General features: G+C 65.2%; 12 protein-coding genes. 7 read left to right on the top strand and 5 right to left on the bottom strand.

The features are described from left to right. Positions 1-2: 2 nt before the first annotated feature. The 3 genes from LDB05_RS13200 to LDB05_RS13210 all read left to right on the top strand — a co-directional run bounded on the left by LDB05_RS13200 (position 3) and on the right by LDB05_RS13210 (position 4,970). On the top strand, positions 3-1,766 hold the full coding sequence (locus tag LDB05_RS13200; RefSeq protein WP_226004458.1) for an ATP synthase subunit A: 1,764 nt from the start codon (positions 3-5) through the stop codon (positions 1,764-1,766). A gap of 2 nt (positions 1,767-1,768) precedes the next feature. Continuing rightward, positions 1,769-3,184 (top strand): ATP synthase subunit B, encoded by a 1,416-nt coding sequence (locus tag LDB05_RS13205; protein ID WP_226004459.1) that lies wholly within the window; start codon positions 1,769-1,771, stop codon positions 3,182-3,184. Positions 3,185-3,356: 172 nt separating this feature from the next. Further along, positions 3,357-4,970, top strand: coding sequence for a long-chain-fatty-acid--CoA ligase (locus LDB05_RS13210; RefSeq protein WP_226004460.1), 1,614 nt, complete (start codon positions 3,357-3,359; stop codon positions 4,968-4,970). A gap of 27 nt (positions 4,971-4,997) precedes the next feature. Here the strand turns inward: LDB05_RS13210 and LDB05_RS13215 are convergent, their stop codons facing one another. After that, entirely contained in the window at positions 4,998-5,306 is a 309-nt protein-coding gene (locus tag LDB05_RS13215; RefSeq protein WP_226004461.1) for a DUF8143 family protein, read from the bottom strand. 64 nt (positions 5,307-5,370) lie between these two features. Here LDB05_RS13215 and LDB05_RS13220 point away from each other — a divergent pair, with 64 nt between their 5' ends. The 3 genes from LDB05_RS13220 (at position 5,371) to LDB05_RS13230 (ending at position 6,880) form a co-directional block, all read left to right on the top strand. Beyond that, the gene (locus tag LDB05_RS13220) at positions 5,371-5,574 is read left to right on the top strand and encodes a zinc ribbon domain-containing protein (protein ID WP_226004462.1); all 204 of its coding nucleotides are present in this window, start codon (positions 5,371-5,373) and stop codon (positions 5,572-5,574) included. 104 nt (positions 5,575-5,678) lie between these two features. Then, entirely contained in the window at positions 5,679-6,425 is a 747-nt protein-coding gene (locus LDB05_RS13225; RefSeq protein ID WP_226004463.1) for a V-type ATP synthase subunit D, read from the top strand. 59 nt (positions 6,426-6,484) lie between these two features. Further along, on the top strand, positions 6,485-6,880 hold the full coding sequence (locus tag LDB05_RS13230; protein ID WP_226004464.1) for a DUF6276 family protein: 396 nt from the start codon (positions 6,485-6,487) through the stop codon (positions 6,878-6,880). Positions 6,881-7,009: 129 nt separating this feature from the next. On the opposite strand, the gene LDB05_RS13235 is transcribed toward LDB05_RS13230, so the two are convergent. The 4 genes from LDB05_RS13235 to pepF all read right to left on the bottom strand — a co-directional run bounded on the left by LDB05_RS13235 (position 7,010) and on the right by pepF (position 11,418). Further along, positions 7,010-7,408 (bottom strand): DUF5811 family protein, encoded by a 399-nt coding sequence (locus LDB05_RS13235; protein ID WP_226004465.1) that lies wholly within the window; start codon positions 7,406-7,408, stop codon positions 7,010-7,012. Between the two features lie 54 nt (positions 7,409-7,462). Beyond that, complete coding sequence (locus LDB05_RS13240) at positions 7,463-7,948, bottom strand: pyruvoyl-dependent arginine decarboxylase (RefSeq protein WP_226004466.1); 486 nt, start codon at positions 7,946-7,948, stop codon at positions 7,463-7,465. 280 nt (positions 7,949-8,228) lie between these two features. Further along, on the bottom strand, positions 8,229-9,461 hold the full coding sequence (gene pan2 / locus LDB05_RS13245) for a proteasome-activating nucleotidase Pan2 (protein WP_226004467.1): 1,233 nt from the start codon (positions 9,459-9,461) through the stop codon (positions 8,229-8,231). A gap of 163 nt (positions 9,462-9,624) precedes the next feature. Then, positions 9,625-11,418: an oligoendopeptidase F gene (gene pepF, locus LDB05_RS13250; RefSeq protein ID WP_226004468.1), complete on the bottom strand. Its 1,794-nt coding sequence runs from the start codon at positions 11,416-11,418 to the stop codon at positions 9,625-9,627. 171 nt (positions 11,419-11,589) lie between these two features. Here pepF and LDB05_RS13255 point away from each other — a divergent pair, with 171 nt between their 5' ends. After that, on the top strand, positions 11,590-12,699 hold the full coding sequence (locus LDB05_RS13255) for an NADH:flavin oxidoreductase (RefSeq protein WP_226004469.1): 1,110 nt from the start codon (positions 11,590-11,592) through the stop codon (positions 12,697-12,699). Positions 12,700-12,717 lie beyond the last annotated feature (18 nt).

The raw sequence follows: 12,717 nt of genomic DNA on the forward strand, positions 1-12,717 counted from the left end.
CTATGAGCCAGGCAGAAGACATCGAATCCGTCGACGAAGACGGTGTAATCGAAAGCGTGAGCGGTCCCGTCGTGACCGCCACGGACCTCGACGCCCGGATGAACGACGTCGTCTACGTCGGCGACGAAGGGCTGATGGGCGAGGTCATCGAAATCGAAGGGAACCTGACCACGATTCAGGTGTACGAGGAAACCTCCGGCGTCGGCCCGGGCGAACCCGTCCAGAACACGGGCGAGCCCCTGAGCGTCGACCTCGGACCCGGCATGCTGGACTCCATCTACGACGGCGTCCAGCGCCCGCTCGACGTCCTCGAGGAGAAGATGGGGACCGCGTTCCTCGACCGCGGGGTCGACGCCCCGGGGATCGACCTCGAGAAGAAGTGGGAGTTCACCCCCGAGGTCGAAACGGGTGATACCGTCGAACCCGGCGACGTCGTCGGGGTCGTCGAGGAGACCGTCACCATCGACCACAAGGTCATGGTGCCGCCGGACTACGAGGGTGGCGAAGTCACCACCGTCGGGGACGGCGAGTTCACCGTCGAGGAGACCGTCGTCGAACTCGACAACGGCGAAGAGATCCAGATGCACCAGGAGTGGCCGGTCCGCGAAGCCCGGCCCGCCGGTGACAAGGAGACGCCGACTGAGCCGCTGGTGACGGGCCAGCGCGTGCAGGACGGCCTCTTCCCGCTCGCGAAGGGCGGGACGGCGGCGATTCCCGGTCCCTTTGGCTCCGGGAAGACCGTCACCCAGCAGCAACTCGCCAAGTGGTCCGACGCGGACATCGTCGTCTACATCGGCTGTGGCGAGCGCGGCAACGAGATGACCGAGGTCATCGAGGACTTCCCGGAACTGCCCGACCCGCAGACCGGGAACCCGCTGATGGCCCGGACGTGTCTCATCGCCAACACGTCGAACATGCCCGTCGCGGCCCGCGAGTCCTGTATCTACACGGGAATCACGATCGCGGAGTACTACCGCGACATGGGCTACGACGTCGCGCTGATGGCAGACTCTACCTCGCGGTGGGCAGAGGCCATGCGGGAGATCTCGAGCCGACTCGAGGAGATGCCCGGCGAAGAGGGCTACCCCGCGTACCTGGCGGCCGCGCTCTCGGAGTTCTACGAGCGCGCCGGCAAGTTCCAGCTGATCAACGGCGGCGAAGGGTCGATTTCCGTCGTCGGCGCAGTCTCGCCGCCGGGCGGTGACTTCTCCGAGCCGGTCACCCAGAACACGCTGCGCATCGTCAAGACGTTCTGGGCGCTGGACGCCGACCTCGCGGAGCGTCGGCACTTCCCCTCGATCAACTGGAACGAGTCCTACTCGCTGTACAAGGACCAGCTCGACCCGTGGTGGGAGAGCAACGTCGCTGGCGACTGGGCGGACACCCGCCAGTGGGCGGTCGACATACTCGACGAGGAGGACGAACTGCAGGAGATCGTCCAGCTCGTCGGGAAGGACGCGCTGCCGGAGGACCAGCAGCTCACGATGGAGATCGCACGCTACATCCGTGAGGCCTGGCTCCAGCAGAACGCGCTCCACGACGTCGACACCTACTGCGAACCCGAGAAGACCTACCGGATGCTCGGCGCGATCAAGACGTTCAACGACGAGGCCTTCGAAGCGCTCGACGCCGGCGTCCCGGTCGAGGAGATCCAGGACGTCGACGCCGCGCCACAGCTCAACCGGATGGGCACGGCCGAGGAGTGGGAGGAGTTCATCGACGAGATCGAGAACGACCTCAAAGAACAACTGCGCGCACTGTACTAACAATGAAAGAGTACCAGACTATCACGGAAATCAGCGGTCCGCTGGTGTTCGCCGAGGTCGACGAGCCGGTCGGCTACGACGAGATCGTCGAGATCGAGACCGAGGACGGGCGAACGCTGCGCGGCCAGGTGCTGGAATCGAGCGAGGGTATCGTCTCGATCCAGGTGTTCGAGGGTACGGGCGGGATCGACCGCAACGCCTCCGTTCGCTTCCTGGGCGAGACGATGAAGATGCCCGTCACCGAGGATCTGCTCGGGCGGGTGCTCGACGGCTCCGGGAACCCGATCGACGGCGGCCCGGAGATCGTTCCGGACGATCGACAGGATATCGTCGGCAAAGCGATCAACCCCTACTCGCGTGAGTACCCCGAGGAGTTCATCCAGACCGGCGTCTCCGCCATCGACGGCATGAACACGCTGGTTCGGGGCCAGAAGCTCCCGATCTTCTCCGGGTCGGGGCTCCCCCACAACGAACTCGCGCTCCAGATCGCCCGTCAGGCGACGGTGCCGGAGGAAGACGAGGAGGGCGAGGGGTCGGAGTTCGCAGTCATCTTCGGCGCGATGGGAATCACGGCCGAAGAGGCGAACGAGTTCATGGACGACTTCGAACGCACGGGCGCGCTCGAGCGCTCGGTCGTCTTCATGAACCTCGCGGACGACCCCGCAGTCGAGCGGCAGGTCACCCCACGACTCGCGCTCACCACGGCCGAGTACCTGGCCTTCGAGAAGGACTACCACGTGCTGGTCATCCTGACGGACATGACCAACTACTGTGAGGCGCTGCGCGAGATCGGTGCCGCACGCGAGGAGGTCCCGGGCCGCCGTGGCTACCCCGGCTACATGTACACCGACCTGGCACAGCTCTACGAGCGTGCCGGTCGTATCGAGGGCAAGGAGGGATCGGTCACGCAGATTCCGATCCTGACCATGCCCGGCGACGACGACACGCACCCGATTCCGGACCTGACCGGGTACATTACCGAGGGTCAGATCATGATGGATCGGGACCTCAACAGTCAGGGGATCGAGCCGCCGGTCAACGTCCTCCCCAGCCTCTCCCGGCTGATGGACGACGGGATCGGCGAGGGCCTGACCCGCGAAGACCACGGCGACGTCTCCGACCAGATGTACGCCGCCTACGCGGAGGGTGAGGACCTGCGCGACCTCGTGAACATCGTCGGTCGCGAAGCGCTCTCCGAGCGGGACAACAAGTTCCTCGACTTCGCCGACCGCTTCGAGGAAGAGTTCGTCCAGCAGGGGTACGATACCAACCGCTCGATCGACGAGACGCTCGAGATCGGCTGGGACCTGCTGTCGGACCTGCCGAAGGAGGCGCTCAACCGCATCGACGAGGAGCTCATCGCAGAGCACTACCGCGAGGACGAGTCCGAAGCCGCCGAAGTCACGGCCGACGACTGATCCGAGCGATCAGTTTCGGCTGCCGCGCCTTTCTCCGATGGAGTAACGGCCAGTGCCCCGCCTCTCGTGTCACGTCGGCGTGCCGTCTCCGACTAGCGAATCACGCCGAGAACTGTCAGTGAGTGCGACCAATCGAAACTACCGTATGGATCGCCAATGAACCATGGTATGCATGCACAAACCACTTCTCGTGCCGGAGTTCTTGGACCGGGCGCGAACGCACTACGGCGACGACGAGGCGGTCGTCGCCACGACGGGGGAACGATTCACGTACGACGAACTCGGCGAGCGGGCCGACCGGTTTTCCGCGGCGTTGCAGGAACGGGGGGTCGAAAAAGGGGATCGGGTCGCCGTCCTCGACCCGAACACGCACTATCACCTCGAGGCGGCCTACGGAATCATGCAACTGGGTGCGGTCCACACGCCGCTGAACTACCGGCTCACGCCCGACGACTTCGAGTACATCCTGTCGGACGCAGGCGTCGACGCGATCTACGCCGACTACGACTTCGCCGACAGGATCGAGGAAATCCGCGACGAGGTGCCGACGGAGACGTTCATCACGAACGATCCCACCGAAGTGGACGGTGACTGGGAGAGTTTCGACGCGGTGCTCGAGGACGCGGGCACCGAGTACGACCGCCCCGAGATGGCCGAGGACGAGATCATCACGATCAACTACACGTCGGGAACGACGGGCGATCCGAAGGGGGTCTGTCGCACTCACCGCTGCGAGACGATTCACGCCTACTTGTTGGTCGGTCATCAGGAGATCACCGACGACGACGTCTACCTGTGGACCTTGCCGATGTTCCACGCGAACGGCTGGGGCCACATCTTCGCGGTGACGGGGATCGGCGCGAAACACGTCTGTACGCGCGGGGTCGACGCCGCGGACATCTTCGAGGCCGTGCGGTCGGAGGACGTCTCCTACATGTGCGGCGCGCCGACGGTGTTGAACATGCTCACCGAGTATTATGACGAAAACGAGCCGGAAACGACCGGCGAGGCCGACGTTCGACTCGCGACCGCGGGCAGCGCGCCGCCGGAGGCGACGATCCGGACCGTCGAGGACGAGTTCGGCTGGTACCTGAAACACGTCTACGGCGCGACCGAGACCGGGCCGCTGATCACGACCTCCGACGCCCGCCGACACTTCGAGGACAGCAGCGACGACCGGTTCCGGATCAAGAAACGCCAGGGGCTGGCCTATCTGGGGACCGAAATCCGCGTCGTCGACGAGGACGGCGAGGACGTCCCCCGGGACGACGAGACGCTCGGCGAGGTGGTCGTCCGGGGCAACCAGATCATGGAGAAGTACTGGGAGAAACCCGAGGCGACGGAAGAGGCCTTCAACGACCGAATCGAAGGCTACTACCACACCGGCGACCTCGCGACGGTCGACGAGAACGGAATGATCGCCATTCAGGACCGCAAGAAGGACATCATCATCTCCGGCGGCGAGAACATCTCGAGCATCGAACTCGAGGACACCCTCTTCGACCACCCCGAAGTCTCTGACGTGGCGGTGATCCCGTCCCCGAGCGACGAGTGGGGCGAGACGCCGAAGGCGTTCGTCGTCCCCGCGAGCGGCGATCCCGACGATCCCGGCGTGACGGAAGGTGACCTCGAGGCATTCACCCGCGAGAACCTCGCGGGGTACAAGACCGTCCACCGGGTCGAGTTCGTCGAGGAACTGCCGACGACGGCGACGGGGAAGGTCCAGAAGTACGAACTCCGCCAGGAGGAGTGGGGCGAGGAGGATCGAATGGTCGGGGAGGGGTGAGTTAGCGGGCTCCAGTCCGATCGAGCGTCAGGCGCGTCGATTTCCCCATCCGTCGTCGCGCTCGTCGCGATCGAAGCCCGTCTCCCAGTCGCCCTCCTCTCGATCAGTCTCCGCGCGGTGATCGCGACGGCCGTCCGTCGTGCGGTCGTCACCGGTGGAACTCCGGTCCGCATCAGTCGGCGAGCGCGACGTATCGCGACCGCCGCGTTCTTTCGCGATCCGTTCCGCCTCCGCGCGGTCGACTACGGTCGGGTTCGACGTTTCCTGACTGATCGCCAGCCAGAGGATCAGCGGAATCCCGAGCGAGATCAGTACGGCGAGAACGGCGACTGCCATGACTCGTCGATCACTCGAGTCGCAGGACACAAAAGTTTTTGTCACCTAACAAAAACGCTGGAATATGAACGGCGACGATCGCGGCTGTCCGAAGTGCGACCATACGGAGACGGAGATCGACGAGATTTCGACGACCGGTGGCGGCCTCTCGAAGATGTTCGATATTCAGAATCGGAGCTTCATGGTTGTGAGTTGTACGAACTGCGGCTACTCGGAGCTCTACAAAGGCCAGTCGTCGGGCGACATGATCGATCTGTTCCTCGGCTAGGATGGGACGCCTCGACCGGAGGCGGCAATTCGCCTCGGAACGGGCGCGGCGGTGCGGAGAAACTGTAAACAGTTATCCGACTGGGGGCGCTAGCCCCCCACAAGATGGCCAACGACGTCAAGCCCACGCGCAAGAACTTGATGGCGATCGAGGATCGCATCGAGCTCTCCGAGCGGGGGCACGGCACGCTCGAGAAGAAACGCGACGGGCTGATCATGGAATTCATGGACATCCTGGACAAGGCCCAGGACGTCCGCGGCGACCTCGCACAGGACTACGAGGACGCCCAGAAGAAGATCAACATGGCCCGTGCGATGGAAGGCGACGTCGCGGTTCGCGGTGCCGCAGCGGCGCTGCAGGAACACCCCGAGATCACCACCGAGTCCAAGAACATCATGGGCGTCGTCGTTCCCCAGATCGAGTCCTCGCGGGTCTCCAAGAGCCTCGATCAGCGCGGCTACGGCATCATGGGCACCTCCGCCCGCATCGACGAGGCCGCCGAGGCCTACGAGGACCTCCTCGAGAGCATCATCCTCGCCGCCGAGGTCGAAACGGCGATGAAGAAGATGCTCCGTGAGATCGAGACGACCAAGCGACGCGTCAACGCCCTCGAGTTCAAGCTCCTGCCGGAACTGTACGACAACCAGGAGTACATCGAGCAGAAACTCGAGGAGCAGGAACGCGAGGAGACGTTCCGTCTGAAGAAGATCAAGGACAAGAAGGAAGCCGAAGAGAAGGCCGAGCGGGAGGCCGAAGCGGAAGCCGAGGCCGAAGAAGCGGAAGCGAAAGAGGAGGAACTCGACGAGGTACAGCCGGACACGGCGGCTCAGTCACCCACGGCGAACCAGTAGGGACACTGACCACGTCGCGCCCTCGATCGGCCGGATATCCACTCACGTTCTCGATTCCGATGGTCTGTTCCGAATGTAACTCGGCGACGATTTCGGTTTCCGTCCCGGAGAAATATCGCACACACGCACCGTCCGAGGCCGCCGTCGTCTCGTTCTGTTCGCACTGTCTGACCCTCGAGCCGGCGTCATCCGAGGACGCAACTGATCCCGATTTCTCACGAGTTAGCGACGCCTTTCCCACCAACCCCGAGCGTGCGATCCCGCTCGCGCTCGCGATCGGGCTGTGTTCGTCGCTCGCGACGAACCGCTCCGCGATCGAGTCACTGCTCGAGGCGGTCGAACGGGCCGGTGCCGATCCCCTGCTGGTGCTCGATCGGCTCGGTTCAGATCCGTCGGTCGAGCCGGCGCTCGACCTCGAGCGGCGGCGACACCAGCTCGAGCAGCTGCTCTACTGACGATACCGTCTTCGGTCCTCAATGTCACCACTCCGGGACGGGCATCGTCTGTTCGTCAAAACGGAGCTGTATCGATCCCAGCGGTTGGGACGAGACGATCGAACAGGGGAGTCCGAGAGCGGTACTCGGCTACTTTCCGGTCGGCCGCACGTTGTTGCTGATCGCCTGTTTCACTTGCAGGGCCGCACTCGCGGCCAGCCCGCGAGCGACCTCGTCGCGTTCGTCGGCGGTGATGACCTCCTCGGCGGCCGCCGCCTCCTCGAGGTCCGGCGTGAAACCGGCGCTGACGGCGTGGCCGACGGGCGGCCGGACCGCGACGGTGACCTCCGGGCCGGTCATGCCGTTCGAGACGTCGGCGTCGACGACGTATTCGTTCGGGAGGAACTCGCGGGTACGGGCGGCGATTCGCGAGACGTCGCGGTGGAGCAGTCGTTTCTGCGCACTCGAGAGGTCAGGAACGTCCGCCGCTGCACGTTGCCCAGCACCAGTCTCGCCCGGTAGCCCTGCGTACGGCGTATTTCCGTTCATGAGAAGTGTGTACCAGTAGCAATGCGCCCGCGGTTCAAAAGGGTTCGCCTTCAGTCAATTTGAGAGGATCGGCTCGCTGTCGCCGTAGACGGCCAGCACCACCGCCGTCGTGTACAGTCCCGATTCGGCCTGTCGGCTCTCGACGGCGACCTGTGGGTCTCCAAACTCCCAGTCGCGCAGTTCCTGACCCGCAGCCAGTCCCTCGCGAACCCGTCGTTCGACGGCCTCGCTGTCCATCTCGCCCGCCGTCTCGTAGAACAGTCCCGGTCCGTCGTCGACCGACTGGGCCCACGCGAGCGCAGCGCTCACGCGGCCGGGACCGGCAGTGGTGGCTCGAGCCTCGACGACGGTCAGGCGCTCGCCGGCGGGGCCGAGATCGGGAGCGGTGCCGACGGCCTCGACGAAGGTCTCAGCGGGAACCACGGAAGAAACCGAGACAAGGTTGTAGTTCTCGATGCCGGCCTCCGCGAGGGCCGCGTCGTAGGAGGCCATCGCCGTGGGTGCCGACGCGGTCCCCCAGACGACTCGAATCGTGCTCATGTCTGTACTCGGGGACGAGCGGCGTAAGGACTTGCGATCCGGGATCGATGAGACGCGTCTCGCCCAGTGGCCGCGAGCGGAGCCCGAAGAACTGAGGGCGCCGCGAGCCGGGGGAGGGCAGGCGGTTGTCCGGTTCTGACCGCGAGCGAGGCCGAAGGCCGAGCGAGCGGGCCGACGATCGATGTGGAGAGCGCGAAGCGCTCGGAACGGAGTGAGGAGTGCTTTTCATCGAAGTTTTGCCGAGGGCGCGGCGAAGCCGCGCCCGCAGAGCAAAAGTTCGTTATTGATAGAAGTAGCCCGCCGACGAGACCACGTCGCTCGAGTCGTCGTCTTCGATCTTCTCGAGGGCCTCGGCGAAGTCCTGGTGGCGGACCTCGTCGCGCTCGTTGCGGATAGCGAACATGCCGGCTTCGGTGGCGAGGCTTTCGATGTCGGCGCCGGAGTAGCCGTCGGTGTCGTCGGCCAGGTCGGCGAAGTCGACGTCCCCGGCGATGTTCATGTTGCGGGTGTGGATCCCGAGGATCTGCTCGCGGCCGTCGCGGTCGGGCTCGGGGACTTCGATGAGGCGGTCGAAGCGGCCGGGGCGAAGGATGGCGCGGTCGAGCATGTCGTAGCGGTTGGTGGCGGCGATGATGCGGATCTCGCCGCGGGCCTCGAAGCCGTCCATTTCCGAGAGGAGTTGCATCATGGTCCGCTGGACCTCGGCGTCGCCGGAGGTCTTTGATTCGGTGCGCCGCGTCGCGATGGCGTCGATCTCGTCGATGAAGATGATGGCGGGCTGGCGCTCGCGGGCCATCTCGAAGAGGTCGCGGACGAGTCGGGAGCCCTCGCCGATGAACTTGCGGACGAGTTCCGAGCCGGCCATCTTGATGAAGGTGGCGTCGGTCTCGTTGGCGACGGCTTTGGCGAGCATCGTCTTGCCCGTCCCCGGCGGCCCGTAGAGGAGGACGCCGCTGGGCGGATCGATACCGACCTCGTTGAATATTTCGGGCTCGGTGAGGGGTTGTTCGACGGCTTCGCGGACTTCCCGAACCTGCTCGTCGATACCGCCGATGTCAGCGTAGGTGACCTCCGGTTTCTCGGTGATCTCCATCGACTGGGCGCGCGCGTCGGTCTCCGTATCCAGCACCGTCTGGATCGCGAAGGAGTCGTTGACCGCGACCCGGTCGCCGGGCTCGACGCGGTCGACCATGCGCGAGGCGACGTCGGTCAGCACTTCCTGATTGTTTCCGTGCTGTTTGACGATGACCTGGTCGTCATCGAGCACGTCCTCGACGGTCGCGATGTACAGCGAGGAACTCTTCAGCGTCTCGTTTTCGCGTTCGACGCGATCGACTTTCTCCCGGAGGCGCTCGCGGCGGTCCTCGGCGTCCTCGAGCTGGGCGGACAGCTGGTCGTTGACGTCGACCAGGTCCTCGTAGTGCCCGCGGAGCGCCTCGAGCCGCTCGTCGTCGGGGAGGTCTGAGTCGATATCGCGGTGAGGTCGGTCGGGAATAGACGGGCTTCGAGACATCCTGATATAGGCCGTTAGGATTTGGACAGTAAATGTGCCTTTGGGTCCCGGAGGGATTTCTCGAATACGAGATCGAGACGCGCCGCGCCAGTACGGGCGACGGACGGTACGGAGCGGCGATTGCCAGCGAACGATGCGAAAAGCGGCGGTCGGAGGGGCTCGATCAGTCCAGCAGCGCCTCGAACTCCGAGAGTCGATCGCCGTAGGTCTCGAGCGGGCGGTCGATCGGCTCGGAGGAGCTCATATCGACGCCGGCGATTCGGAGGAGCTCGAGCGGGTACTCCCGGGAACCCCGGCGGAGGAAGTCGAGGTAGTCCTCGGCGGCAGGCTGTCCGTTCTCGAGGACGTCGTCGACGATCGCGAGCGCGGCCGAGATGCCGGTCGCGTACTGGTAGACGTAGAACGCGCGGTAGAAGTGGGGGATGCGCATCCACTCGCGCGCGATGCGGTCGTCGATCGCGGCGGGCTCGTAGTAGTCTTCTTTCAGTCCGCGGTAGAGATCGTCCAGTCGGTCGGCGGTGAGGGGCTCGCCGTCTTCCTCGAGCCGGTGAGCCTCGTGCTCGAATTCGGCGAAGAGGGTCTGTCGGTAGAGCGTCGAGCGCACGCGCTCGAGGAACTCGTTGAGGACGTGTTTCCGGAACTCGGGGTCGTCGACGGTCTCGAGCAGGTGGTTGGTCAGCAGGGCCTCGTTGACCGTGCTGGCGACCTCGGCGACGAAGATCTCGTAGTTCGAGTAGATGTAGGGCTGTTCGTCCTTGGTGAGTTCGGAGTGCATGGAGTGTCCGAGCTCGTGGGCCAGCGTGTACATCGAGGAGATGTCCTGCTGGTAGTTCAGCAGGATGAACGGCTGGGTGTCGTAGGTCCCGCCGGAGTACGCGCCGGACTGTTTGCCCTCGTTCTCGTAGACGTCGACCCACTGCGAGTCGAGGCCCTCGGCGACGCGGGACTGGTACTCCTCGCCCAGCGGTGCGAGCGCCTCGACGACGTGCTCGGTCGCCCGATCGTACTCGAGGTCGGGGCCCTCATCACCCGTCAGAGGCATGTAGAGGTCCCACATCTGCAGTTCGTCGACGTCGAGTGCCTGTCGCTTGAGCTCGGCGTGGTGGTGGAGCTTATCGATGTTGTCGTGGACGGTGTCGACGAGTGTGTCGTAGACCGCTGCGGGGACGTTCGGGCCGTCGAGGGCGGCTTCGCGAGCGGTGTCGTAGTTTCGCGCACGCGCGGTCTTGACGTCGGCTTTGACGCTGTTCTTGTAACTCGCTGCGACCGTGTTTCGGACCGACTCCCACTCGTCGAAGTAGCCCTCGTAGACGCGCTGCCGGAAGTCTCGATCGGGTCGCTTGAGCAGGTTCGTGAAGTTGCTCTGGGTGATCTCGACGGATTCTCCCTGCGGATCCTCGACCGTCGGGAACGCCATGTCGGCGTTCGAGAGCATCTGGTACACCTCGCCCGTCGCGCCCGTCACTTCGCTCAGGTCCGCCAGCAGTTCCTCGACTTCGGCCGAGCGCGTGTGGGGCTTCATCCGAAGCACGTCGTCGACGTAGTGGTCGTAGGTTTCGAGCGCGGAGACCTCCTCGACCATCGCGTCGAACTCCTCGCGGGTCAGCGTCTGGATTTCGGGGTCGATGAACGACGCTGCCGATCGGGCGTCGGCCGCCAGCGACTGGGACCGGGCCGTCAGCGCCTGGTACTCCTGGTTCGTCGTGTCCTCGTCGCGGCGCATGCGAGCGTAGGCCGCGACCGTCGACACCTCGCGCATGATCTCGTCGCGCAACTCGAGGGTCTCGAGGAGGGTCTCGGCGCTCTCGGTCGCGCGGCCCTCGTAGGCTTCGAGTTCGTCGACGCGCTCGGCGACGGCCTCGTAGGCGTCCTCCCAGTCGTCGTCGGTCGCGTAGATGCTCTCGAGGTCCCACTTGTACTCGGCGTCTATCTCCGAGCGTTCGGATACCGAACTCATACCCCGTATGAGTCGATCCCCGGAGGTAAGGTTTATCTTTGTCACCGACCGAACACGCCGGACGGCAGTGACGCGGTTCCGAACGCCGAACCCGTGTGGTCTATCATCGGTATTTCGCGGGCTGCACACGGCGGACTGGCGCTTATACGGACGAGAGCGGTATCGTAGCCGATGACAGACACGGACGATATCCTGTTCGACGCGGTCGATCTCGGCGACGAGACGCTCGCGAACCGGGTCGGTCTCGCGCCGATGACGCGAACCAGCGCCACCGAGGACGGGCGAGCGACGGCCGAGATGGCCCGATACTACGCGAAGTTCGCCCGCGGAGGCTTCTCCGTCCTCATCACCGAGGGCACCCATCCAGACGACGCGCACAGTCAGGGCTACGACAACCAGCCCGGCCTCGCCACCGACGAGCACGTCGCGGCGTGGCGGCGAGTGACCGACGCCGTCCACGAGGAGGGCGCACCGATCTTCGCCCAGCTCATGCACGCCGGCGCGCTCTCCCAGGGGAACCGCTACACCGACGAGACGGTCGGTCCCTCGGCCGTGCAGCCGAAAGGCGAACAACTCGAGATGTACGGCGGCGACGGGGAGTTCCCCGAACCGCGGGAACTAACGAGCGACGATATCGACGACGTGATCGAGGGGTTCGTCGCCGCCGCGGAGCGCGCGGTGAAGGCGAACTTCGACGGCGTCGAGGTCCACGGCGCGAACGGCTACGTGCTGGACCAGTTCCTCACGACCTACACGAACCGGCGCGACGACGAGTACGGCGGGGACGTCGAGAATCGGATCCGCCTGACCGCGGAGGTACTCGAGGCGGTTCGGGACGCCACGCCCGACGATTTCGTCGTCGGTGTCCGCCTCTCCCAGAGCAAGGTCAACGACCCGGACTACCGCTGGCCCGGCGGCGAGGACGACGCTGCGGTCATCTTCGACGCGGTCTCCGACGCCGGTGCCGACTACATCCACGTCACAGAGGAGGACGTCACGGCACCGGCGTTCGACGAGGGGCCGACGCTCTCGGAACTCGCGGATCGGTACGGTGACGCACCCGTGATCGCCAACGGTGGACTCGAGGATACCGACGCGGCGCGAGCGACCGTCGAAGGGGGTGCAGACCTGATCACGCTCGGGACGGGCGCGCTCGCAAACCCCGACTGGCCGACCCGCGTCGCGGAGGGCCGCCCGCTCGAGGCGTTCGACTTCGGACGTATCCTCCAGCCCGACGCCGCCATCGACGAATCGGAAGTGCCGGCACCGGCGGACGACTAAGGGGCGCGACTCGCCGTT

It is taken from the genome of Natrinema salinisoli, from assembly GCF_020405205.1.
Taxonomy (GTDB): domain Archaea; phylum Halobacteriota; class Halobacteria; order Halobacteriales; family Natrialbaceae; genus Natrinema; species Natrinema salinisoli.